This is a genomic window from Vibrio sp. GJ43-1 (genome assembly GCF_055808835.1).
Genome location: NZ_CM147885.1, coordinates 1,107,481 through 1,132,816, shown reverse-complemented (window position 1 = coordinate 1,132,816; position 25,336 = coordinate 1,107,481). Strand labels below are relative to the sequence as shown.

Below are 25,336 nucleotides of genomic sequence, written 5' to 3'. Positions count from 1 at the left end.
ACCCGAGGCTATCATGAAGAAAATCCTGTCCCTTGCGACCCCACTTATTATTTCTCAACTTATATCCATGGCGCTTGTGCTCACCGATGTCTGGATGATGGCTAAACTTAGCGTAGCTGACCTCGCAGGCGGTGGATTAGGGGCGTCCGTTTACACCTTTGTTTTCTTAGTTGCTGGTAGTACGGTAGGGTGCGTCGCCAATTTGATCGCCATTGCCTACGGTCAAGCGGTGGCAAGGCCTGAATTTGGACACAAACAAATTCGGCTAGCCATCAAGGGAGCCGTGATACTGTCCGTTTTCCTTAGTGTATTGTTAACACTACTCTTTGCTTTTGCGCCTCAATTCTTGGTTCTTGCCAAACAACCTGAAAGCACTATTGGTATTGCGATGGCGTATTTAGATACTCTCAAATGGGCAATGCTTCCTACCCTTTTACTATTAATTTTACGTGGGCTCACCAGTAACTTTGGTGATGCGAAATCGGTAATGGTGATGTCTCTCGTTACGGTTCTGCTGAACGTACCACTTAGCTATTGGCTAGCATTTAGCTTCAGTATGGGAATAGCGGGCCTAGGGATTGGTACGGTTCTAGCCGCATCTATCGTGCTCATTGGTTATGGCATCTGGGTATTTAAACGTCCTGTTTATTATAAATATGCACCTTGGTTACATCTTGAAGAGTATACCTGGAAACTAGTGATGCCACTGATTTCAATGGGCTTGCCTATCGCTATCGCAGCCGCGCTTGAGATGGGGCTAATTTACGGAGGGACACTGATGTCAGGCATGATTGGTGTTGCCGCGTTAGCGCTCCATCAAATCCTGTTACAGTGTCTCAGTTTTACTTGGAATATTAATTTTGGGTTCTCACAAGCGGCGGCTATTTTAGTTGGTAAAGATTTCGGTAACGACAATTTGGCAGGCATCAAAGCCACCGCGAAACGCAGCTTTACGCTTGTTACCATTCTCAGTGCCGTACTGGCTGTTGTATTTCTCGTTTGGCCTGATGCTATTGCAAACTTGTTCCAACTCGATGAGCAAGGTGATTCTCACCTAACGCAAATGCTGTCATCGCTAATTTGGGTTGTGGCGTTGTGTTTCGTGGTAGACGCATGGCAATTACTCGCTATGAATCTACTGCGTGGAATGAAGATTGTGATTGTTCCGACCATCATGAGCGGCATTGGATACTGGGTGTTTGGTCTTCCTTCAGCTTGGTATCTCATGCAACATTACCAGATGGCGGGAATTTGGGGCGGGATCTTAATTGGGCTTGCCGTGACTGGCATCATGCTTCTTATACATTTAGCTGTAAAACTAAAAACCAACATGCCTCTACAACAGGCATCTAACTATTAAATTTCTCTAAAGATTATTAAATGTACTTAAAAAAGCCTCCAGATTTCAAATTGGAGGCTTTTTTAATTCTGTATCATTGGTTGTCGTAATTATCATTGGGGGCGAAGGTAAATCCTTGCCCACCAATGGCAGCTTCATACATCAGACCACCTTTCGTCATAGTAAATACTGACATTCCATTAATGTAAGCCGCTTTACTTTGCTTATCACCAGCTTGTGCTCCCGCTCCGGTAGAGCCTGCTTGAGCACTGGCACCTAAAGTAATGGCAACGGCAGAAGCTTGCGCACCAAACTCAAAGCTACCACTGGTAAATGCGTAATAATCCGCTTTTGTTTCAAAAAATATGATCTCACTATACGCCTGCGCACCAAGCTGCAGACCGAAACTCAACTGAGCTAAGGTCGTTTCCCCAACGTGAACACCTTGACGAAATACCTGCCCTTCTCCATAAGAACCACCTAGACCAAATCCGCCTTTCCCCACCGTTGGGAAGACCGCATATCCGTACGCATTATCAAAAAAAGAGTGAGTGGCTTGAGCTTCTTTGAAGCGATTCATCGTCGCTTCAATTTTACTCGTTGGCGCATTTGAAGCCGTCGCGTGAGTGTCGGCTGGTGTCGTTGTGGTTTCAGCAATCGGTGATGTGTCACTGACATCCCTCACTGGTGCCGATTCAGTGCCTTGTGCCAATGCCGTAGGTGTGACTGTTAAACAAGCCACCAATGTCGCATATCGCCCAAAGTTAACTAACATATCGTTCCTTAATAAACCATTACTGCTGAACATTACTGCTGAACATTACTGATGATATAGACGAGTACGTCTGTAGATAGTTCCAATTAATACAAAAAAACGCGACCAAGTTGACACTTCAAGCTAGCCGTCATGAAAAGTTCGACCTACAATACCCTACATGCGGAAATTGAGTAACATTCTGAATTTTATGATAAAGAAGATATTAATCAATACCATACTCATTCTTGTCGGTGTACCTATCTTGCTTGTTACATCGCTAAAATTTATTAACCCCCCAGTCTGGGGCTGGCAAATTAATCGTACCTTTTTTCCTCCAGAAAGCTACCCAGACAATGTGCTTCACAGTTGGTTACCCATTGAACATATATCGCCAGACATGACGTTGGCAGTCATTGCATCTGAGGACCAACAATTCGCAAACCATTATGGTGTCGACATCGACTCAACGTTAAACGCATTAAGTGAAAATAGCGCTTCTTCTAGGCGGGGGGCGAGCACAATCACCCAGCAGACCGCAAAGAACCTCCTCCTATTTCCGAGTCAGACATACGTTAGAAAAGCCTATGAACTCTACATCGCTCTATTAATGGAATTAATTTTAGGAAAGCAGCGTATTATTGAACTCTACCTGAACATCATTGAGTTTGGACCCGGGATTTATGGTGTAGAAGCCGCCAGTCAGTTCTACTTTGGCACTTCTGCCAGTCAATTATCGCGAGTACAATGCGCGCAACTTGCCGTCGTACTGCCCAACCCTTATCGCATTAGCCCTGTGCCCGCTACTCCCTATGTTCAGCAACGAACGCAATGGGTAATACAGCAAATGAGCAACCTCGGATCTATTCCGTTGTAAACTTTGATCATTACGCATTACCGTCTTCAATGACAGGCTGAGAAGAGTACCGCCTCACTTGGCTAAACAGTAACACCAACGCCATCAGAGCAGCAGAAACAATGTAGAAGCTTCCCAAGCTTTTCGATCCGGCAATCCAATGTTCAACTAGATAGGCCCCTAGTACTCCAGCAATCATCATCTGTATCGATCCCGACAACGCAGACACTGCACCAGCCTGGGATTTATGCGGTCCTAGTAGCAAGCTAATTGAAATTGGAAAGGATAAACCCTGTGCCACGGTGAGCAAGGTAAACGCAAATATTAAATTCACTACAGACATTGACGTCATTAGCAACCATAAGCCTGATAATGCCATGATAGTGATCGCCAGCAATAGTAACCATGCGTTTGAAAAGTAGCGGTTAAGTATGTTGAGCGATACGCTCCCCATCAATAAACCTGCAGATGGGATGATCATTATTGAGCCGTACTCAGCAACCGTCAAACCAAGCTCATGCTGCATTAAAAATGGGAAAATACTCAAAGAGACAACAGCCCCTAAATAACTGATCCAATTATAGCTAGCACTGCCTATTACTTGAGGGTTGACGATAAGCTTAGAATAGGTGTGTAAAACCCCTCGCACTTCAAAGCGTTTAGGGCTATACGGCAAGGTTTCTGGCAAAATAAGCCAACCAAGGAGGTAGATGGCAATAAGATACGCAAGGACACAAACAAAGACCGCGTGCCAGCCCCATTGAAACGCCACCCAACCGCCAAACACGGGGGCTACGATAGGCATAATAGAGGCGGTCATGGAGATGTACGACAATGCTTTTGTCAGCTGCTTTCCATCATAGCTGTCTCTAAGCACACTTCGCCCAAGCACCGACGCACTGCCTGCACCAAGCCCTTGCAATAACCGCCCTGCTTCCAGCGCGATTAAATGGTCGGCGAAAATAATACACACCAGCGTACCAAGTAAGTAAATGCCCTGCCCAAGTAAAAATACTGGCCGTCTGCCAATTGAGTCCGACAACGGCCCATAAAACAACTGCGATAGACCAAACCCAACTAAAAACAGCGTGACAAGCATTTGCGCATCCACCTGAGTCAGTGACAAAGACTCACTGATCAAGGGCAATGATGGCAAATAAATGCTCACGCCCACTTGCCCAGTAGCAATGATCATCATTGCCAAAAGCATAGGGGTTTTATTAAATGATTTTGACTGTTCTTTATTCATGTATACATTCTATATTGCGTATTAGTTTATGATAATAGAGTATGATGGAAATAGATTATGTCTTAGCAGGAAACAATAGGGGCGCATATGGATTGGATTCAAAGCATCAATAGTTACATCAAAGTCGTCGAAGAAGGCAGTTTCAATGGCGCAGCTAGACGCATGAACACAACAAACTCAGCAATTAGTAAGCGTATTCATTGGCTAGAAGAGATTATCGGTGTCCAACTGCTTAAACGCACGACCCGATCCGTGACACAAACGGAAGCGGGTGCGCTGTTTTATCAACGTGCAAAGGACTCAATGGACCGATTTCAATCGATCATCGATGAGACTCGCTCGGTCAATCAAACACCAGCAGGGCTGTTAAGAATTGGCGCCACTATCGCGGTAGGGTCGAAGTTTCTTGTTCAGTACTTTAATGATTTCCTCACTCAATACCCTGAAATTCGTATCCAACTCACTACCACCGCTCCGGGACAACTGCCCGACTCCAATCTCGATGTGTTTATTAGCCGTGAAATTGAGCAAATGAACTCTTTGAGTATGAAGCAGACCAAACTGTTCGAACAAAGAATTGGCTTTTATGCCGCTCCTTCATACTTATCGCAACACGGAGAGCCCACATCAATAGAAGAGTTGAAACAACATAACATTCTGATATGGGGTGAGCGCCCACAAAGAGAGTACAAAATAAACAAAAATCAAAGAGTCATGTTATCAGGTAACTTTGCGACCACTAACCCAGAGGCGCTTTTTTTCGCCGCAAAAAGCGGGATGGGAGTACTAATTAGTAACGATATTATGATCAAAGAGGATGTTAAATCTGGCGCACTGACTCGGATCCTACCCGAGATACAAGCTGAGGATTCCACCGTGTACGCCTATTACCCCGCACTGGATTATGAACATACCAGAACCAAGCTATTTCTTGATTACATTAAATCCCGACTGGCACAGTCGAATGAAAGCGAGCAAAGCGTGTTGTAAAGTCACAACAGGTCGTTCGCTTAAACATTACCGTTAGACCCTCAATATGTCTAAGCGAAGCGCGATTTATCAACCAAATACTATGATATTTCCTCATACATTTTCTATACAATTCCACGCAATTACTGGCGAAGCTCTATGCAATAATAAGTGTTCTGGTTCACTTGGAGTCTCGCCTTGATTGTTTTATTTGTTGCCTGCTTACTCAGCTACGTTTTATTGACAGGGTTTGCTGGATATAAAGCTTATCAGAGTCAACAGCTCCATCTAGCCGATACCTTACTTCCCATTTGGATCATCGCATGCTGGTCATCACTCGCAGCTTTTGGTTTTGGGCAGCAAAGTCTTGGGAATCTCATAGAGCTTCCACTCCTGCTTTTTCTTACCAGCCTGCTCTACAATTTCCAGGTCTATCTTGTCCTTTCAAGCCCGAGCAAAAGGTTGCTAACAAGACATGCTATTTACATCGTCACGCTTATGATGACCATTACGACTCGCCTCTTTTTCCCGCTGATTGTGGAATGATTGACATCAAGAGTACCATAGCATCCGTTATTGACAGCCGACCTAACACTCTCACTGAACCTTCTTGAACTATCACCTATCACTTATCACTTATCACTTATCAGCTTAACCTTATTACTAATCGTTACGTTTCGTTTATCCGTCACTGGTTATTTCACGTTATCATTCGATTATCGTACAATCACAAAAGTACCATATGGAAGTGGGGAGACGACAGAGTGTTATTTTGCTGGCCTAACACAAATAAGGACTGGATTTTATGTTAACGACAAACGTTCTAATCGCAGGTGCGACTGGCTATCTCGGTCAGCATATTGTTAACGAAGTGGCCGCGAGAGGGATGACCTTAAAAGCATTAGTACGTAGCCCAAAGAAGCTTTGTCAACAGAAACTTAGTCAACAACACATACTCCCAGAGCAGATTATTCAAGCAGAGGTGACTGAGCCAGAAACGTTGCACGGCATCTGTATCAATACCGATGTCGTTATTTCTGTCATTGGCATTACTCGCCAAACGGATAAGTTGTCCTACGACGAAGTCGACTATCAAGGCAACCTCAATTTACTGCGTGAAGCAAAAGCAGCTGGCGTCAAAAAATTCATTTATGTGTCAGTATTTCGAGGAGAACAACTGCAAGATGTAGCGATTTGCCGCGCGAAAGAAAAGTTTGTCTCGGAACTCAAATTATCAGGGCTAGAATACTGTATTATCCGCCCTACAGGTTTCTTTTCTGACCTAAGTGAAATATTTCATATGGCACAAAAGAGTAAAGCCTATTTATTCGGCGATGGTGGGTTTCGCAGCAATCCCATACACGGTGCAGATTTAGCCACTGTATGTGTTGATGCTATCACAACCAACGTGGACGAAATCGCAGTGGGGGGACCGGAAGTGTTGAGCCACAAAGAAATGGTAGATATTGCCTTTGATGTGCTAGGTAAGCAGGCGCGCATTCGCTACATCCCAGAATGGATTCGAAAAAGTGCGCTTTGGTCTGCTCGTCATCTAACACCAAAATACGCCAGCGGCCCTCTCGAGTTTTTTATGACGGTAATGGCTATGAATATGGTCGCACCAACCTATGGTACACAAACATTGCGCGCCCATTTTGAGAGCTTGCATAGTCAACCCAGCAGTGAGCCTAGTCGCTAACATTAGATTCAACGTGACCTCATGCTCACAACGCTGCTGCAGGCAAACCATACAAACAATCGATGCGAATAAGAACGACTAATTAGAAAGGTGGTGATAATCACCACCTACCATCACAGTTTAGCCCAACACCGACATTAGTTTAGCGCCACTTCAACATCTGTCTTGATTTGGCTAGAACACGCTAGTACAAAGCCATTCTCTACGTCTGCTGCCGTTAATGTTTCCGTACTTGAAGACTGCACTTGTCCTACTTTCACCTTACATTTACAAGAACCGCATATGCCGCTGCGACATGCCGCAATAACAGGAACCCCGCCTTTTTCCAAAGCATCCAATAGTAAACTGCCCGCTTCAGCGTCCAACTCTACGCCAAAATCAGGAACCATGACCTTAACTGAGGTAACATCTTGGGTTACGTCTGTTGCCGTACCGTCGGTAATATGCTGCGGTTCCGCTGGAGTAAAGCTCTCTTGATGGAAATGAGACATATCGAAATCCGCTTGCTCCAATGCCGACTTAACCACTTCCATGAACCCGGTAGGTCCGCACAAATAAATCGTGCGATCGTGAAAGTCTGCCACTAATTTTAGCAGCCACTCTAGGCTAATTACACCCTGTGGATACTCGGTGCCACTGCTATCTTCGAGCAACATCTTAAGATTGAAGTTATCAATCGTATCATTCAATTCACTGATTTTATTGAAATAGATAGTATCTTGCTTGCTTTTCGCTAAATGCAAAAATTCAATGTCTACATGCGCGTTATTGGCCAACCAATCATCGACCATTGACATCACTGGGGTAATACCACATCCGGCGCTAATCATCAGCACCTTCTCTTGAGGTATACAATCCACATTGTTGAACTGACCTACGGGTGTCATTGCCTCAACCCGTTGACCGACCTCTAATTGCTCTACAACGTGATTTGACACTAAGCCATTCAATACACGTTTCACCGTAAAACGTAAACTGCTGTCCCCAGGCTTCGAACTTATTGAATACGCGCGAAAGTGCTTGTTACCCTCGATATCAAAGCCTAATGATGAAAACTGACCAGGCTTGAACTGAAACGTTACATCATGACGATTTGGCGACAACTCAAATGTGACCGAATCTGGTGTTTCAAACCATTTCTTCGTGCACGTAAGCGCCACTGCCCCTGACTGAGACCATGCCATATTACTCTCCTAACAATTGGCAATAGCGCCCTAAAGCACCATTGCCATTTTACTTAACAACATTGCGAACAAATGAAGCTCGTCATTCACTACGCCGCTAAAATAGTTTTAAGATCTTCTTCAACCGTTGTAATACCACGCATATCAAACTTGTCTTGCATGATTTTCAGTAGGTTATCGGTTAGGAAAGCCGGGGCCGTTGGGTGCGGTATAGATGCCTTTAACGCCTAGAGCAAACAGGGTTAGCAAAATCACAATCGCTTTTTGCTCAAACCAAGACAGCACAAGCGTTAATGGCAACTCGTTAATCCCACAATCAAACTCATCTGCGAGCGCGAGAGCAAGTTGAATTGCTGAATAGGCATCATTACATTGGCCTACATCCAAAAGACGAGGAATGCCATTGATGTCACCAAATTCATTCTTATTGAAGCGGAATTTACCACAAGCCAACGTCAGAATAACGCTGTCATCTGGCGCTTGAGCCGTAAAGTCCGTGTAATAACTGCGTTCAGATTTATCACCATCACAACCGCCCACTAGGAAGAAATGTTTAATCGCCCCCGCTTTCACTTGTTCAACCACAGCAGGCGCGGCTTGCATCAGCGCATTACGACCAAATCCAACCGTAATCATGTGCTCAATTTCGTTATGCTTAAAGCCCTCTAATGCAAGTGCGCAGTCGATTACAGCACTGAAGTCATCCCCTTCAAGATGCACGACACCAGGCCAGCCGACAATGCTACGGGTAAACAGACGATCAGCGTATTGACCAACATCTGGGTTCAGTAGGCAATTGGACGTCATAACAATAGCGCCTGGGAAGTTAGCAAATTCTTTTTGCTGATTTTGCCAAGCACTGCCGTAGTTACTGCAGCTAGATGAGGGTATTTTTTAAGCTCTGGATAAGCATGGGCAGGGAGCATTTCACCGTTGGTATAAACGTTGATGCCTTTCCCTTCGGTTTGTTGCAAGATTTTTTCCAAATCATGTAGGTCATGTCCAGAGACTAGAATACATTTGCCTTGAATGGTCTTCACATTTACTTGGCTTGGCTCTGGATGGCCAAAGGTGTCGGTTTCACCTTTATCCAGCATTTCCATGATTTTGTAGTTCATTAAACCAATCTGCATGGAGGTGTTGAGTAAGGCTTCGAGCTCTGTCGGGTCCGTACCTAACCAAGACATAATTTGATGGTATTCCGCGTAGACCGCCTCATCGGTTTGCGACAGCACTCGAGCGTGCTCTAGATAAGCCGCCGCCCCTTTTAAGCCATAAAGACACAACAAACGCAGCCCAATAACATCTTCATGTAAGCTATCGTGACCACGGTTTACCGCCGCTGTTGGTGCAAACGCCAACAACGTTTCTTTTGACGTAGGTAAGTCAAATAATGCCGCTGACGACAAAGCATCAAGTTGAATGTCTTGCAGGGTTGCAGCTGCCGTAACTTGCTCTTGCAGTCGTTGCTTATAAGTCGCGGCTAGGTTTGCGAGTTCAATAATACGCTCAGGATCGAAGTTTACGTTGGTCAATGTTGAGAAAAATGCACGAGGTGCCCATTGATCAATCTCTTGATCAATAATGCCAACTTTGCGGCCTTGCTCTGCCCAAAAAGAGACACCTTGTAACGTATAGACCAATACATCTTGCAGATCAGACACTTCTGATGTTTTGCCACACATGCCTTGAGAGTATGAACAACCCTTAGATACAGGGGTTTGGATGGTTTGTTCGCATTGAATACAGAACATATTTAGAACTCCAGTGTTTTCAATTCCTTGCTCTGGTGCATAGCCAAAGCCATTTATTAACTACTGGGTAATTGCACTTACCGTGCCAAAAGAGCAAAAAATATAACCACTTGAATTATATTAGATTTAACAACAAATCCACAATTAAAACGTGTCATTTAGACTACCACTTACCGCACACAAATAAACATCATTATGTCTAAATGACATGATATTTAATCTATCAACAAGGTTTAAAGGATTGTTCGCCGTTACCGTTGTTGGTAAGGTAAGAAAAAATAACAAGAAAATGAATTTTAGTGAACGCAGTAGTCTTTGACAATGTCGATAAATGGTTTGGTGAATTCCAAGCGCTCAACGGTATCAATTTAAACGTTAAACAAGGTGAAATTGTCGTTATTTGCGGACCGTCTGGCTCTGGAAAATCGACGCTCATTCGCTGTGTTAACGGGCTAGAACAGCACAATAGTGGTGCTATTACCGTACTTGGCCACCCTAATAACGCCAAGAATATTGCCCCGGGACAAGTCGGGATGGTGTTTCAGCATTTCAACCTATTTCCACACCTAACCGTACTTGAAAACCTCACGTTAGCGCCTATTCGCACACTCAAGCTATCAAAAGCCGCCGCAAATGAACGTGGGCTCGAAATGCTCGCCCGAGTCAAAATAGCCGATCAGGCACACAAGTACCCATCTCAGCTTTCTGGAGGGCAACAGCAACGCGTCGCAATTGCTCGCTCGCTATGTATGAAGCCCACCATATTGTTGTTTGATGAACCCACTTCCGCGCTCGACCCTGAAATGATTAGTGAAGTGCTAAATGTGATGATAGAGCTTGCAGAAGAAGGGATGACAATGCTTTGTGTCACTCACGAAATGGGGTTTGCTAAGCGAGTCGCTGATAAAGTGGTTTTTATGGATGAAGGTCGTATTATCGAATCAGCCTCACCTAGTACTATCTTTGACGCTCCCGCTCACCCTCGTACCAAAGCATTTTTAGATAAGATCCTTAACCATTGATGACATCAAAAGCAGCATCTCAATCAGCTCTGGTAACCATCATTAAGCCAGTCGCTTCAGCACTATTACAAATAGCCATCATTATCTTTGGCCTAATTTGGCTGCTAGATAGCGGTGCTCAAAACATGGGATACCATTGGCAATGGGAACGAGTGCCGCATTACCTCGCCTTTTATGAAGATGGAACATGGTGGCCTGCCGAGCTACTTGATGGGTTGTTAGTAACCATACAAATTAGCGCCGTGGCGCTGATCTTCACCCTCATATTTGGTTTAGTCACAGCCCTACTAAAGCGTTCAGATTCTATTGTGGGAAGAGGTATTGCGCACTGCTACGTTGAGGGGATTCGAAATACCCCTCTGCTGGTACAAATCTACCTACTTTACTTCGTTTTCGGCCCAATCATTGGGCTCGACCGCTTCTTTACAGCTGTACTCGCACTCGCACTATTTCAAGGCGCGTACACGGCAGAGATACTCCGAGCGGGGTTAATGAGTATTCCCAAGGGCCAAAAAGAAGCGTGCCGAAGCGTCGGGCTATCACCATTTTTCACCTATTACGATGTGATATTACCTCAAGTCGTGCGCCGCACTCTGCCGCCGCTCACCAATGAGGTTGTATCACTGATTAAAAACTCTTCTATTGTTAGTGTCATGGCGATTTTTGACCTTACTACCGAAGGGCGAAATATTGTTTCCGAAACCGCGATGCCGTTTGAAATATGGTTTACCGTTGCGGCTATTTATTTGGTATTAACACTCTCGCTATCGGCTGTTTCAGCTTGGCTAGAGCATAGACTAAACACCGAAAAAACGACCTAACCTCATTTGTACTCAAGGAGCCACACGATGAAAAGGACATTAACGACAGTAACCAAGGCCGCGGCGGTTCTGCTTTTGGGGCTAAGCGCATCCATTAGCGCTTATGCTAGCGATACACCAAACCTCGACAAAATTAATGAAAGAGGTACATTACGCGTTGGTATGTCTACCTTCGTTCCATGGGCAATGCGCGACAAGCAAGGGGATCTCGTCGGCTTTGAAATTGATGTGGCAAAACGATTAGCGGCAGATTCTGGCTGGAAAGTTGAATTTGTTCCAACCGCATGGGACGGTATCATTCCAGCACTATTATCACAAAAATTTGATGTCATCATTGGTGGCATGTCCATTACACCTGAGCGCTCTAAAAGCGTGCTCTTCACGCAACCATACTCACATTCTGGCGTACAAATTGCGGCAAGCAAAAAACTTGCTGCCGGATTCTCCACCATTGAAGACTTTAACTCACGACGCGTTAAAATAGCAGCTCGTCGAGGCGCTTATACTGTACAGGTTGCGCGCGAAACCTTCCCTAAAGCTAAAGTTCTTCAATTCGATGACGACGCTCAAGCATTCCAAGAAGTGCTTAATGGCAATGCTCATGCTGTTATTGCCTCTAGCCCAAAACCTGAACATGAGGCAGTGAAAAACTCAAACGCTCTCTTTATCCCGTTTGACGACCGTCTCTCTAAAGGCAACGAAGCTTTCGCTGTGCGTTTAGGTGAAGACGACAAAACTGCGTTTTTTGATCAATGGATCCAAGCCCGAACGGATGATGGCTGGTTAAAAGAGCGCTATGAATACTGGTTCTCTACCCTCGACTGGCAAAACCAAGTCGCAACTGGACAATAAAGAATGAGCAATCCCGACGCGCTTTCAACCAAGCCTCAGCAGCCACGTTTACAACGTTGGCGCCTAAATACACTCGATGTAGTGCTATTAACACTAGTAGCGATGTTAGTCGTATGGCTTGGTTACCGTTCATCTATTGGTATTCACTACCAGTGGAGATGGCACGAAGCATTCGCGTTGGTTTTCACTCCAAGGGCAGATGGCAGTCTGCCCTATTTTGTTCAAGGCATTCTTTCAACACTTCGACTCAGTCTATGGGGAATGTTGCTAGCATTATCGCTAGGGACATTACTCGGACTGGCCAAACACTCAGCGATTAGAGCATTTGCGATTCCTGCAAACTTATTCATTCAGTTAGTCAGGAATATACCACCACTCGTATTCATCTTTATTTTTTACTTTTTTGTTTCTAATCAACTCATTCCATTACTCGGACTAACCGAAATTCTAAGAGAACATTCAGGATCAATTAATGGTATTCAGTCTTTTCTGTTTGGTCCTAGTCGATTATGGGAGAACTTACTGTCTGGGGTTGTTTGCATTGGGTTACTGTCCTCAGCGTATGTGGCCGAAATTGTCCGTTCTGGATTGGCGGCAATACCAAAAGGACAATGGGAAGCAGGTAAGACACTAGGGCTGTCGACTTGGGGCCAATATAAAGACGTGATTGCCCCGCAAGTCTTAACCATGATAAGTCCAGCTCTTGCAGGACAGGCCATTTCTTTAGTAAAAGACACCTCGATCGTTTCTTTAATCTCGATACAAGAAATGACATTTGTTGGCACCGAAATCGCTAACTCTTCCGGTCTCATCTTCGAAATATGGCTGATTGTTGGCTTATGTTACTTCATTTTGTGCTTATCACTTTCACTGCTATTTAAACGCCTTGAATCACGACACCATCCTTAGGTGTGGAGAATAGCAAAGACCTTTAGTTACCGATATAACCGTCCATACCTCTCATTAAATAGGCAAATAATGATCCACCAGCAGAACAACAAACAACACCATCAAGTGAATGATTGAAAACTTAAAGGTTTCGATCGCGGTTTTGTTATTCGCAGCGTATTTTAATTTCCACGCATAGTAAATGAATCCAGCACTCAAACCTGTTGAGCCTATGAGATAAAGCAGCCCTGTCATTCCCACTAATGCTGGCATTAAGCACACTAACGCCAATAAAATGGTATAAAGCAAAATAGAAGTTTTCGTATACTCGACACCATGGGTCACTGGTAGCATTGGAATGTCTGCTTTAGCGTAATCGTCCTTTCTATGAATCGCCAATGCCCAAAAGTGTGGTGGTGTCCAAATAAAGATAATCATGACCAATAACCACGCATTCGCATGAAGCTCATAGAGTGACAGCTGTCCATCCAAGTAAAGGGGGCATTGCCCCCGCGATCCCTGCAATCACGATATTTTGTGGGGTTGCGCGTTTCAAATATAAGGTATATACCACCGCATAACCCAATAAACTTGCAAACGTAAGCCACGCGGTCAACCAATTGACGGTTGCCGCGAGAATGACGAAACCCGCAACCCCAATCCCTGAGGCAAACACCGACACCTTAAGTACGCTCAACTCACCCGATGGCAGTGGGCGTTTATGGGTACGAGCCATAATTCCATCAATTCGGCGATCAATTAGGTGATTAAACGCTGCGGCTGAACCCGCCATCAATGCAATACCCAGCAACCCCATGACCGTTTGTTGCAATGGTAATGCCCCCGGAACCGCTAAACACATCCCAACCAGTGCAGTCAGGATCATGAGCGCCACCACTTTAGGCTTGGTGAGCGTAAGGTAGACTCTCCAGTCAACTTGGTGATCCGCGACAGTTTTAACTGGTGCACTACGAGAAGGGTTAAGCGAAACGCCACCAGCCTGTGTGGTCGAAGCCGTTGTGGATACTACCGCTGTGGATACAGCCGCTGTGGATACAGTCGTTACTTTGTTCATAGAGATCTCTCCTTGTCTCTAGATACTTTTTCGGGCGAAATCTCATCATAAGATTCGATAACACTAAACGTAGGCTTGGTAAGCGTGGTCACTCGCATTGTGCGGATGACATAATTCGTCTTAATCAACGTTAATAGAAGCAACGCCGCTCCTAAGTTATGAAGCACTGCAACGCCTAATGGTAAATGAAACACGACATTGCTCACACCAAGTAGCAATTGCATCACTAACATTGTCGCTAATGCTTTACCGAGGCGCTTCAAGGCACTGTGTGGCTGGCGCATTAATTGATAAATCAGTACTCCCACAACAACCGTCACTAACATTGCGCCTATACGATGTGTAACATGAATGGTCATGCGTGCTGCATAATCTAAAACCCCAAACTCATAGTTTTCTACCCCAAAATGCACGGGTGTAAAGGCCGTGATAAAGTCCAAGGACTCAAACCACTGCCCTTCACATATTGGTAAGCTTGTGCACACCACCGCTGCGTAATTTGACGACGTCCATCCACCGAGCATGATCTGAATAATGGTTAACGCGAGCGCAACTACGGCTAAAGACTTCAGTGAACGAGGTAATCCAAGTTCAGAAAACTTTCTCGAAATCGGCGCTGTCACTAATGTTTGGTTCGGTGTAACAACTTTAGGTTGGAAAGGCTGGCGTTGGGGTGATGCCGAAAGGTCATTGGCGCTTGCTTGTTCTTTTCGTCTATCGATTTCAACACTAGGTCGTAACCGTAGATAACTAAAAAACAGCAGTGAAAACATGGTAAAGCCGCCCAGTAAGTGCCCCATTACAATAATTGGCATGAGTTTCAGTGTCACCGTCCACATGCCCAGTGCTGCTTGAAAAATGATAACAACCGACAAGGATAACGGTAGTAACAAGCCCATTCTGCGGCGTTCTTTGACAATGCCAGTCACGGTAATCATAAATACCAGTAACCCTAAACCACCCGCTAAGTAGCGATGTATCATTTCTAGCCAAGCCTTGTCTTGCTCCACAGCCCTTTCGGGATATAGCGTGTTAGCCACTTGCACTTCCACTTTATCCGTAGGCACGGTCAACTGTCCGTAACACCCTGGCCAATCCGGACACCCAAGCCCCGCATCCGCCAACCGAGTATAGGCCCCCATCGCAATGACAATCACAGTCAGTACTAAACTCAATCTGATTAGATGAATCAATTTCATAGCGACTCCTTGTTATCTCACTTTCTGCTTCCATGCGGCGAAACGTGAGCTTTTTAGCAAATGAACCAACCATTAAGTCACATCAATGCTTTACCCCACACGTGACAATTTAAGTAGCTTACGTAAATCCGTTAGCACTCCTTTACTGTGTGATGCTTCATTCTCAGCAGTCGCCGCCTCAAAAGACATGACGAGCTGTCCTAATGTATCGACAATCACATACCCTTCCTTTGGAACTGCACTGACAAATTGATCAGTCACCTCTATCATCATCACCGAGTCAGGTAATTCAGGCACCCTTTGACCGGGTAATACATAAACAACTGGCGTCACGCGCTCTTGGTGACGCCCCAATGCAATATAGGTTTGCCCTAACACGTATAAACGATTTTGACACGCGGCTTGGCAAACGCTTGGAAGCATATAGCCAAGTTGCCAGCTTTCGTGTTGCAACGGATTATTTACGCCAAGATCTCCAAGGGTAACTCTTGGCTCAACAAGCACTCCGTGGTTGGTAACGCCAGATTGATACCAATGATTAGACAAAATCGTTTTGGCGAAAATAAAAGGCAGGGCAAAGAATAAAATAAGCACAAGTAGGGTCAGCCTACCTTTCCACTGAGCACGACGATTTGTCCCCGAGTCGTTGTGCTTTCTTAGCGAATGTGGCGTGTTTTTATTTTGGTGTTGTAACGTGTTCTCTTCGCTCATGACGCCTCCTTGCGAGATGATTTGAACGATCTTCTGGCGACAGCAAGCATAATGAATGCAAACACCGCCGCCATAGAAAACCATTGCAATGAATAACCAAAGTGCTTGTTAGAATTCATTGATATCGGCTTCCAAGGATGCACATTACCCGTTGACCCGTCTGTGGGCTGGATGACCCAACCAAGTAAAGGTTGGGTCAACCATTCAGCCATGTCAGCTAAATTCAAGTTCTGAATTCTATAAGTTTTATATGTGCTCGCGTTAACCTCTTGCAACATCGGTAACGTTTCTAAATACAGCGCATTTCCTAATGGATTCGGTTGCTTCTGATATAAACGTCCCGTCACTTGCACATGGCCCGTAAAGGGTGAGATATAAGGCAGCGCATCTCGATTGCCCATCACTGGAGCGAAACCTAATTCAAGCATGATGCGGCGACCACTAGAATCTTGCGTGAGTTGGTACACCAAATAGCCAACTTTGCCATCAACCGTTTGGTTATCGAGATAAAATAGAATCGGTTCAGGTTGCAACTTCGCCAATATGGGATAACCAAGAAAAGCACGATATTCATGTTGAGCGGCATCAACGTTAGCCATGCTAACCGCGGTGGGAATATCCTGTTCTGACAGTAATGTGGGTGGCTGCTGAGCTCGTTCTGCAAGCATGGATTCAATATCTTGTTTTTCTAACCCACGCTCCCATTGCCAGAAACCCAATTTGACCAATAACGAAAAGACGACCACAGTTAAAATCAACGCCGTCCAAAACCAAGCCGACAGCATACTAGGAGAGCTTATGTTGACCCCATTAGTATTTAAAGTTGTTTTAGTACTGCTGCTACTTTTCATTATTTTTAACTTGGCCCTTGCTCTAATTCGAATGGTAAAAGACGACACAACTTCTGAGAAACCGATGAGCTACTACCTTGGACGACGCGTACTATTCTCCGCTATAGTGGTTATATTGCTGATTATTGCCCTTAAGAGCGGTATTTTGGTGCCCAATATGAGGCCCTATTAGAACCTCAAGCCGAGCCCTTTCGACCTTGTAACGTGTTGTTCTACAACACATACACAAATACAAACAAACACAACCACACCACATCGACAAAATGCCAATACCAACTGCCCGCTTGAAACGCGAAATGGTTCTTGGGAGTAAAGTGATCCTTTGCAATTCGAAACAGTAATACGATTAAAAAGATAGTCCCCAAGCATACGTGTAAACCGTGAAACCCAGTGAGCATGAAGAAGGTATTACCGTACACGCCTGATTGCAGCGTCAATCCCATATCTTGATAGGCATGCGCGTATTCTACGGTTTGAAAATAGAGAAAGAACACCGCCAATACGATGGTAATTTCTAACCAAACAATCAGTGCGGTACGTTTGTTTTTTTCTAAGCTGACATGAGCCATATGTAAGGTAATAGAAGACAGCAACAGAAGAATGGTATTTTTAAGCGGTAAACCCTGCCACGGCATCGCTTCGGTTTCTGTCCCTCCGGGCGTCAGAGTCAACGGCCACATCGCTTCAAATGCTGGCCATAACACTTCATGGGTCATGACATTATTGTCTGCCCCACCGAGCCATGGCACAGAAATCATTCGCGCGTAAAACAGTGCACCGAAAAAAGCCCCGAAGAACATGACTTCTGAAAAAATAAACCAGCTCATCCCTTGCTTGAATGAGCGAGTAATTTGTTCAGAGTACAGTCCTGATAAAGACTCGGTCACGACGTTGCTAAACCAACCAGACAACATATACAACAAAATAATAAAGCCTAACGCTAAAATCACATTGCCAATAACGCTACCCGCCCCACCTGCTTCTAAATGTTGCACCGTTAAGCCCGCACCAACGGCCACTAAGAACAACGCAATAGCGCCAACAATTGGCCAGCTACTTTGCGCTGGAACGTAATAAGATTGAGGTTTACTCATTGCTTAACTCCCTGTTAAATGCGCTTTTACTGCCTGTACTGCTTTGACTAACATCAACGACATCCTGCTGGTTAACGCTGTTAGAGTCACTATTACTGGCGCCATTTGTAATGTTGGTTGTGTTAGTAATGTTGGTTGTGTTAGTAATGTTGATTGTATTAGTAATGTTAAAAAGCGTGTATGACAAAGTCAGCGTATGAATAGACTCAGGCACATCAGGCTCAATGTAGAAAATAAGCGGCATTTCTGCTTGGGCGCTTGCTTCTAATGGCTGTTGATTAAAGCAAAAACACTCTATTTTATTAAAGTACGCCGCACCCAAACCTGGAGAGACTGAAGGAACCGCTTGTCCTACCAATGGCTGCGTTGCGTTATTCGTCGCCATATAAGCGGTTTGGATCACCTGACCCGGGTGGACATTCATAAACACCTTCTGTGGCGTAAACGCCCAAGGCATATCTGGATTAATGTGCGCCATAAACTCCACACGAATGGTTCTTGATGTATCAACCTGCATACCCACAGGCTGAACTGCCGATACCGTATTAGTCTTGCCGTTAATGCCCAAAACGTCGCACATCACATCGTATAAAGGGACAAGCGCAAACCCAAATCCAAACATACCAATGACCGCAGCGCATAGTATGGCTACCAGTTTTTTATTTGATGCTTGGGGTTTACTTTCCATCAGAAGATCCGCCCTTTAATCAATGCGTGGTGGCGTAGAAAATGTGTGGTGCGGTGCCGGACTAGGTACCGTCCACTCAAGACCCTCTGCACGCTCCCATGGCTTAGCTTGTGCTTTTTCACCACCGCGAATGCACTTAATCACCAACCACAGAAAGATAAGTTGCGATAAACCAAAGGCAAAGCCGCCAATTGAAACTATTTGGTTCACATCAGCAAACTGAATCGCATAATCAGGGATCCTTCTTGGCATCCCTGCTAACCCTAAGAAATGCATAGGGAAAAACAATACGTTGACGGAAATAACTGAACACCAAAAGTGCCACAAACTTAACTTATGGTCATACATATGACCCGTCCACTTCGGCAACCAGTAATAAGCCGCCGCCATAATCGAGAAGACCGCGCCAGTTACCAACACATAATGGAAGTGCGCCACCACAAAATAGGTATCGTGATACTGAAAGTCCGCAGGCACGATCGCCAACATGAGTCCCGAAAAGCCCCCAATGGTAAATAAAATAATAAAGGCGATGGCAAATAGCATGGGCGTTTCAAAGGTCAACGCCCCGCGCCACATCGTTGCGACCCAGTTAAAGACTTTGACACCCGTGGGGACAGCAATCAGCATGGTGCAATACATAAAGAACAGCTCAGCAAACACAGGCATTCCCGTGGTAAACATATGATGCGCCCAAACCAAAAATGACAGTAAAGCAATACTGCATGTGGCATAAACCATCGAGTGGTAGCCGAATAGCTTCTTGCCACTGAACGCAGGAACAATGGCGGAAATAATGCCGAATGATGGCAAAATCATAATGTAAACTTCTGGGTGTCCAAAGAACCAGAATATGTGCTGAAACATGACAGGGTCACCACCACCAGCCGCGTCAAAGAAACTGGTACCAAAGTACTTATCTGTCAATATCATGGTTACCGCGCCCGCAAGTACGGGCATCACGGCAATCAACAAAAACGCAGTGATAAGCCATGTCCACACAAAAAGCGGCATCTTCATTAACTTCATACCCGGCGCTCGCATATTGAAAATGGTCACGATGACGTTAATGGCACCCATAATCGAGCTAATACCCATGATGTGTACAGAAAAGACAAACAACGCGGTACTGTCTGGTCCATATGTAGTGGACAATGGGGCGTAGAACGTCCACCCAAAGTCGGGGCCACCTCCGGGCATAAATAATGAAGAGAGAAGGATAAGGAACGCAAACGGCAGAATCCAAAAGCTTAGGTTATTCATACGAGGCAGCGCCATATCGGGCGCCCCTATCATCATAGGAATCATCCAGTTCGCCAACCCAGTAAAGGCTGGCATCACCGCACCAAACACCATCACTAAACCATGAACAGTGGTCATCTGATTGAAAAAATGTGGATCAATCAACTGCAAACCGGGCTGGAATAATTCTGCGCGAATGACCATTGCCATCGCGCCTCCCGTCAAAAACATGATGAAGCTAAACCAAAGGTAGAGAGTCCCTATATCTTTATGATTCGTGGAATACACCCAGCGCGCCCAACCCGTTGGGGTCGCATGATGCTCATCATGTTCAGTCTCGTCATGTAATAGCCCCTCTGAGGCGGCGCCACTTTCTGCACGGCTCAAGTCAGCATCTGTCGCAGCTGACGATTTTGTTGTTTCCATGGGATCCATCTTCATCACTGCTCCTCGGAGCTAACTGGCTCCATTCCTTGATTTTTGTACGCATTTACGTCCGATGCCTGCACGATATCACCCGTGTCATTTCCCCAGGCATTTCGCTGATAAGTGACGACAGCCGCGATTTCTTTATCACTTAGCTGATTAGCAAACGACTGCATCGCTGTACCATTGACACCATCAACAATCTTTGCGAGGTGCATTGATACCTCTCCAGTGGTTGCTACCGGACTCCCCGCTATCGCAGGAAATGCGCCCGTAATCCCCTGCCCGTTTGCTTGATGACACACAGCACAACGAGCGGTGTAAATCTCTTCTCCTAGTGCCATCAACGTTTCCATAGACAAGGTTGCATCCAACGATTTTTCGGCTTCTTCTTTCGCCAAAGCCATTTCTTGTTTTTTCTCACTTAACCACGCGTCGTAGTCGTCTTGCGTCATCGCATGAACAACAATAGGCATGAATCCATGTGCCTTACCGCATAACTCAGCACATTGACCGCGATAGACACCAGGCTGTTCGATTTTGGTCCATGCTTCATTAATGAAACCAGGTATCGTATCTTTTTTAACCGCAAAGTCTGGCACCCACCATGAGTGAATCACATCATCCGACGTCATGAGAAAACGAATCTTTTTATTGATTGGAAGCACCAACGCATTATCAACCTCGAGTAAATAGTGGGCACCTTTCTCTTCAATACCATCTATCTGCTTTTGGCTAGTTGCGAGTAATGAATAGAACCCAACATCTTCACCAAAATACTCGTAATGCCATTTCCATTGAGAACCCGTGATTTTTATCGTTATATCTGACTGAGACGTGTCTTCCATCGCTATTAACGTCTTGGTAGCAGGAATGGCCATGGCAATAAGAATAATGACCGGGATCACCGTCCATAGAATTTCGACCTTGGTGCTTTCATGGAAATTAGCGGCAACAGCGCCTTGAGATTTTCGGTGTTTGAGGATGGAATAGAACATCACACCAAAGACCAAGAAGGCAATGGCACAACAGATGTAGAAGATAAGCATATGAAGGTCATAAACCTTATTGCTAATATCCGTCACCCCGCGGGTGAGGTTGTAGTTGTTCGATTCAGCGCTCACTGATTGGCTGGCGGGCAGTGCCACCAAAGCAATCCATGAGCAAACGGGCAGCAATCTTTTCAAAAGATTTCTCCTTTGCCTAGCCACATCTGTCCTGATGCGGTTCCCCTGAAACATCAACCAAGCACGTCCAAGCAGTGATCAAACTGATTAGGATGGTGATGTCATAATCAAACTCATCTCGCCGTACTCTTGCCACAACATTTTTCTCACAAGACCAAACGACTGAGTTTTAGCACGCTCCACTACAAATTAGCGAAACAAGGTGAGCCGAAAAGACTCAAACAAACCCAACAGGTAAATGCTCAAAGCAAACAACGAACCACTTACTTATTAAGTTTAGTGTCAATAAATATAACGTAAGCACTTGTTATATTTTTGTTAATTAAATGCTAGTTAGAGAAATCGAGTTCTGCAAGAAGAAAAATAAAAGGCTTGATTTTGTGATGACGCCTGACTTGATTTTCGAAAAATTTTGACAAATAGCAAAACTGAAACTTCGATCAGCACCAATCGATTGATGCCCCTCTATCATTCCATTCAATTGGTAACGCTAGACATAAAAAAGCGCTAGACGAAAAGTCTAACGCTTTATAATTATGCATGGCACTAAGCTAGGTATGACTCATTTGTCGTGTATTACCAATAGCGTGAACCAGAATTGTTGGCTAGTAGTGATTAAGCTTGAGCTGGTCGAAGCATGAACCAATATGGGAAGTTCTCACTTTTCGACAGTACGTTAAAGCCACGGCGCTCAAACGTCTTCACTACTGTCTCGCTTGACGCTACGACATAAGTTGGCTTACCCGTTTCATCGGCTTGATCAGTCACAGTTTTTATCAAAGCACCCGCTAAACCTTTACCGCCAGCTTTAGGAGAAACACCTAATCCCCATAACCAGTAACAGTCTTGAAGAGGCGGTACTGCCAACATTTGCTCGCAAACCTCTTTTGCCAACTCAATTTTTGTCGAGCCCATCATGCGTGTCACAATCGCAAGTAATTCCATCTTCTGCATAATATCGGCTTCATGTTTACCCGGAGAGCGCATGATCACACAACCTTCATTGTCTGGTGTGGTGTACACTTCGCCGCCCCCTAAACCCCATTCGCCAAGAGCCCAACGCCAATATGAATCATGAGCAAAATCGGATGCTTCATCTTGTCGTAACGCCGCCTGCATAGCTTCATTGTTTGCATATGCATCAATAAACATCTCACTCAATGCTGGCACGGCAGAGTAGTCCGCCTTTATAATTTTCAATTCAGACATGTTATTTCCTCAAACGGATCAAAATGACTAGGTCATAAACAGACGCCAGTTATGCTTGGCACCCTTGCTACCCAAATGGGTACTTACCAAAATGTTTTTTATACCCAAACCTCAATAAAACAGGACTTGAGCAACTTGTCAATAGCAACCAGTTGCACACGTTCGCATACCTAAGCTATTGAAGTTCCTCTTCAAAAGCTGTTTTTTCCGCATAATTCAGCTTCCGTATTAGATAAAAATAAACTGTCGATATAAGCTATCTAATTGCTGTCGAATGTCGTCAATAGCCCCCCTGTCTCGCTCGGCAGATACAAGTAGCAATTGTCCTTCCAATGCCGTTATACGCTGACATAATTCCGTTAAATTGCGGCAAAAGCTTGTCTCGTAAGCTGGCTGTAACGGCGTAACTTCTGAAGATATTTTCCGTTTGGATGATGCTGGAGTTATGCTATGTATCTGATTGTAGGCAATTTGCCGCTCTCGTCTGCCATTTGACTCCGCGATGGCTTGCTGCATCGCTGGTGTGACTTTATCTGCATACAGAACAGCCAGCCCATTAACATTACGAGCTGCCCGCCCAATAATTTGAATAAGCGCTTGTTTAGAGCGTAAAAAGCCAGCGTGGTCTGCATCAAAAATAGCAATCAGAGAGGCCTCTGGAATATCTAGTCCCTCTCTTAACAGGTTAATTCCAATTAGCACATCAATGTCACCACGTCGTAATGAGTCAATAATTTCTACTCGGTCTGAGGTTTTCACATCAGAGTGAATATAGCCAACCTTAATACCTAACGTCTTAAGGTGTTGCTCAAGAGATTCGGCACTTCGTTTAGTTAACGTCGTCACCAATACCCTTTCATCAACCTGAATTCTTTTCTGTATTTCGCCAATAAGATCATCAACTTGAGTAGCAAGCGGCCTAATATCAATCACTGGGTCTAAGAGCCCTGTTGGCCGGATAATCTGTTCAACCACATGATTACCTGAACGCTTTAACTCATACGCTCCCGGTGTCGCTGATACAAAAATGGTCTGAGGTTTTAGCTTTTCAAATTCGCTAAACATGATGGGGCGATTGTGCTGTGCTGATGGCAACCGAAAGCCATAATCAATGAGTGTCTCTTTTCGGCTTTGATCGCTTTTATACATTGCGGATATTTGAGGAATCATGACATGAGATTCATCGATAAACAGCAAGCCATCTTTCGGTAAATAATCCAACAGTGTCGTTGGGGGCAATTCAACATCACGCTTATTTAAATAACTCGCGTAGTTTTCCATTCCAGAGCAATAACCAAAATCCCGCATCATGTCTAAATCATGCATGGTCCGCTCGAACAAGCGACTTGCCTCGGTTAAACGAGACTCGGCAGTAAGCGCTTGTATCCTTTTTTCAAGCTCAAGCTGAATGGATTCTCGAGCAGCCAGTAACTGACTTCGTGAAGCCGCATAGAGCGTTTTCGGTGATACTCGGTAGTGCTGTATGTCCTCTAAGGCTTTCCCTAAAATCGGATCCATCCACTGCAAACGTTCGACAGTTTGATTGCCCAAAATCACCCGAATCGCTTTATACTCAGAATCAGCAGGGAAAATATCAACCACATTACCATCAACACGAAACGTAGCTCGTTCAATCGTTTTTTGGCATTGCGTATATTGCAACGCATACAGTCTCGATACTAACTCTTCTTTATCAACCATTGCGCCTACCGTTAACGGTATTTGAATGGCCCGATAATCCGCAGGATCGCCCAACCCATAAATGGCAGACACCGACGCAACCACTATCGTATCTCTGCGCTCTACGAGCGATTTCGTTGTCGATAAACGTAGGCGTTCCAATTGTTCGTTGATAGCGGAGTCTTTGCGAATGAAGCGATCGCTTCCAGGAATGTAGACCTCTGGCTGGTAATAGTCGTAATAGGAGACAAAATACTCAACGGCATTATTGGGGAAAAAAGCCTTCATTTCACTGTAGAGTTGCGACGCCAGGGTTTTGTTATGAGCCAATATCAGAGTCGGTTTTTTTAATCGGTGAATAATATTCGCCATGGTAAATGTTTTACCAGACCCGGTCACACCTTGTAATGTCTGATGCGTTGCCGCATTTTGAACGCCTTGAATGAGCCTAGCTATCGCTTCTGGTTGATCGCCCGATGGGGGATATTTTGAGTGTAATATAAAAGAGTCGTAGGCCATCACGTCATCCTCAGCATCAATATGTCACTTGAGTATATACCCCACAAGATAATTTACATGACGATAGC

22 protein-coding genes and 2 pseudogenes are annotated in these 25,336 nt (G+C 44.9%); 10 read left to right on the top strand and 14 right to left on the bottom strand.

Going from position 1 to position 25,336, the window contains the following annotated elements; translation table 11 throughout:
- Positions 1–13: 13 nt before the first annotated feature.
- Positions 14–1,360 (top strand): MATE family efflux transporter, encoded by a 1,347-nt coding sequence (locus AC0L66_RS22480; protein ID WP_473569475.1) that lies wholly within the window; start codon positions 14–16, stop codon positions 1,358–1,360.
- 73 nt (positions 1,361–1,433) lie between these two features.
- Here AC0L66_RS22480 and AC0L66_RS22475 read toward each other — a convergent pair whose 3' ends face one another.
- Entirely contained in the window at positions 1,434–2,114 is a 681-nt protein-coding gene (locus AC0L66_RS22475; protein WP_473569473.1) for a YSC84-related protein, read from the bottom strand.
- Between the two features lie 190 nt (positions 2,115–2,304).
- On the opposite strand from AC0L66_RS22475, the gene mtgA reads away from it, so the two are divergent.
- Positions 2,305–2,970, top strand: coding sequence for a monofunctional biosynthetic peptidoglycan transglycosylase (gene mtgA, locus AC0L66_RS22470; RefSeq protein ID WP_473569472.1), 666 nt, complete (start codon positions 2,305–2,307; stop codon positions 2,968–2,970).
- A gap of 10 nt (positions 2,971–2,980) precedes the next feature.
- Here the strand turns inward: mtgA and AC0L66_RS22465 are convergent, their stop codons facing one another.
- Complete coding sequence (locus tag AC0L66_RS22465; protein WP_265677150.1) at positions 2,981–4,198, bottom strand: multidrug effflux MFS transporter; 1,218 nt, start codon at positions 4,196–4,198, stop codon at positions 2,981–2,983.
- Positions 4,199–4,285: 87 nt separating this feature from the next.
- Between AC0L66_RS22465 and AC0L66_RS22460 the strand changes: the two genes are divergently transcribed.
- From AC0L66_RS22460 to AC0L66_RS22450, 3 genes are all read left to right on the top strand, one after another.
- The gene (locus AC0L66_RS22460) at positions 4,286–5,188 is read left to right on the top strand and encodes a LysR family transcriptional regulator (RefSeq protein ID WP_473569470.1); all 903 of its coding nucleotides are present in this window, start codon (positions 4,286–4,288) and stop codon (positions 5,186–5,188) included.
- Positions 5,189–5,365: 177 nt separating this feature from the next.
- The gene (locus AC0L66_RS22455) at positions 5,366–5,713 is read left to right on the top strand and encodes a hypothetical protein (RefSeq protein WP_265677152.1); all 348 of its coding nucleotides are present in this window, start codon (positions 5,366–5,368) and stop codon (positions 5,711–5,713) included.
- Between the two features lie 259 nt (positions 5,714–5,972).
- Complete coding sequence (locus AC0L66_RS22450) at positions 5,973–6,866, top strand: SDR family oxidoreductase (RefSeq protein WP_265677153.1); 894 nt, start codon at positions 5,973–5,975, stop codon at positions 6,864–6,866.
- A 137-nt stretch (positions 6,867–7,003) separates the two neighbouring features.
- Here the strand turns inward: AC0L66_RS22450 and AC0L66_RS22445 are convergent, their stop codons facing one another.
- A complete protein-coding gene (locus AC0L66_RS22445; protein ID WP_473569469.1) occupies positions 7,004–8,050 on the bottom strand; it encodes an FAD-binding oxidoreductase in 1,047 nt (348 codons plus the stop codon).
- Between the two features lie 89 nt (positions 8,051–8,139).
- A pseudogene (gene hcp, locus AC0L66_RS22440) lies at positions 8,140–9,804 on the bottom strand (hydroxylamine reductase).
- Positions 9,805–10,103: 299 nt separating this feature from the next.
- Between hcp and AC0L66_RS22435 the strand changes: the two are divergent.
- From AC0L66_RS22435 to AC0L66_RS22420, 4 genes are read left to right on the top strand one after another with little or no spacing between them, the layout of a single operon-like run.
- Positions 10,104–10,826, top strand: a complete 723-nt coding sequence (locus AC0L66_RS22435; protein ID WP_473569467.1) for an amino acid ABC transporter ATP-binding protein — start codon at positions 10,104–10,106, stop codon at positions 10,824–10,826.
- Positions 10,826–11,647, top strand: a complete 822-nt coding sequence (locus AC0L66_RS22430) for an amino acid ABC transporter permease (protein ID WP_265677157.1) — start codon at positions 10,826–10,828, stop codon at positions 11,645–11,647. The genes AC0L66_RS22435 and AC0L66_RS22430 overlap by 1 nt, the downstream gene beginning before the upstream one ends.
- A 27-nt stretch (positions 11,648–11,674) precedes the next feature.
- The gene (locus tag AC0L66_RS22425; RefSeq protein WP_473569466.1) at positions 11,675–12,499 is read left to right on the top strand and encodes a transporter substrate-binding domain-containing protein; all 825 of its coding nucleotides are present in this window, start codon (positions 11,675–11,677) and stop codon (positions 12,497–12,499) included.
- Between the two features lie 3 nt (positions 12,500–12,502).
- Positions 12,503–13,408 carry an amino acid ABC transporter permease gene (locus tag AC0L66_RS22420; protein ID WP_265677159.1) on the top strand — a complete coding sequence of 302 codons (906 nt, stop codon included), beginning with the start codon at positions 12,503–12,505 and terminating at the stop codon, positions 13,406–13,408.
- Between the two features lie 54 nt (positions 13,409–13,462).
- Here the strand turns inward: AC0L66_RS22420 and cyoE are convergent.
- From cyoE to AC0L66_RS22400, 4 genes and pseudogenes are all read right to left on the bottom strand, one after another.
- A pseudogene (gene cyoE, locus AC0L66_RS22415) lies at positions 13,463–14,462 on the bottom strand (heme o synthase).
- A complete protein-coding gene (locus AC0L66_RS22410) occupies positions 14,459–15,661 on the bottom strand; it encodes a COX15/CtaA family protein (RefSeq protein ID WP_473569465.1) in 1,203 nt (400 codons plus the stop codon). Before AC0L66_RS22410 ends, cyoE begins: the two are co-directional and overlap by 4 nt.
- Before the next feature lie 90 nt (positions 15,662–15,751).
- Positions 15,752–16,372 (bottom strand): hypothetical protein, encoded by a 621-nt coding sequence (locus AC0L66_RS22405; protein WP_473569464.1) that lies wholly within the window; start codon positions 16,370–16,372, stop codon positions 15,752–15,754.
- Positions 16,369–17,157, bottom strand: a complete 789-nt coding sequence (locus tag AC0L66_RS22400) for an SURF1 family protein (protein ID WP_473569463.1) — start codon at positions 17,155–17,157, stop codon at positions 16,369–16,371. The genes AC0L66_RS22405 and AC0L66_RS22400 overlap by 4 nt, the downstream gene beginning before the upstream one ends.
- 13 nt (positions 17,158–17,170) lie before the next feature.
- Between AC0L66_RS22400 and AC0L66_RS22395 the strand changes: the two genes are divergently transcribed.
- Positions 17,171–17,395, top strand: coding sequence for a DUF2909 family protein (locus AC0L66_RS22395; RefSeq protein ID WP_265677489.1), 225 nt, complete (start codon positions 17,171–17,173; stop codon positions 17,393–17,395).
- A gap of 40 nt (positions 17,396–17,435) precedes the next feature.
- Here the strand turns inward: AC0L66_RS22395 and AC0L66_RS22390 are convergent, their stop codons facing one another.
- From AC0L66_RS22390 to uvrB, 6 genes are all read right to left on the bottom strand, one after another.
- A complete protein-coding gene (locus tag AC0L66_RS22390) occupies positions 17,436–18,317 on the bottom strand; it encodes a cytochrome c oxidase subunit 3 (RefSeq protein WP_265677486.1) in 882 nt (293 codons plus the stop codon).
- Positions 18,310–19,005, bottom strand: coding sequence for a cytochrome c oxidase assembly protein (locus AC0L66_RS22385; protein WP_473569462.1), 696 nt, complete (start codon positions 19,003–19,005; stop codon positions 18,310–18,312). Before AC0L66_RS22385 ends, AC0L66_RS22390 begins: the two co-directional genes overlap by 8 nt.
- A gap of 15 nt (positions 19,006–19,020) precedes the next feature.
- Positions 19,021–20,688, bottom strand: coding sequence for a cytochrome c oxidase subunit I (ctaD, locus tag AC0L66_RS22380; RefSeq protein WP_473569461.1), 1,668 nt, complete (start codon positions 20,686–20,688; stop codon positions 19,021–19,023).
- Positions 20,688–21,860 carry a cytochrome c oxidase subunit II gene (gene coxB, locus AC0L66_RS22375; RefSeq protein WP_473569459.1) on the bottom strand — a complete coding sequence of 391 codons (1,173 nt, stop codon included), beginning with the start codon at positions 21,858–21,860 and terminating at the stop codon, positions 20,688–20,690. The genes ctaD and coxB overlap by 1 nt, the downstream gene beginning before the upstream one ends.
- Positions 21,861–22,475: 615 nt before the next feature.
- A complete protein-coding gene (locus tag AC0L66_RS22370) occupies positions 22,476–23,069 on the bottom strand; it encodes a GNAT family N-acetyltransferase (protein WP_265677478.1) in 594 nt (197 codons plus the stop codon).
- A 228-nt stretch (positions 23,070–23,297) separates the two neighbouring features.
- On the bottom strand, positions 23,298–25,268 hold the full coding sequence (gene uvrB / locus AC0L66_RS22365) for an excinuclease ABC subunit UvrB (RefSeq protein WP_473569458.1): 1,971 nt from the start codon (positions 25,266–25,268) through the stop codon (positions 23,298–23,300).
- Positions 25,269–25,336: the final 68 nt, after the last annotated feature.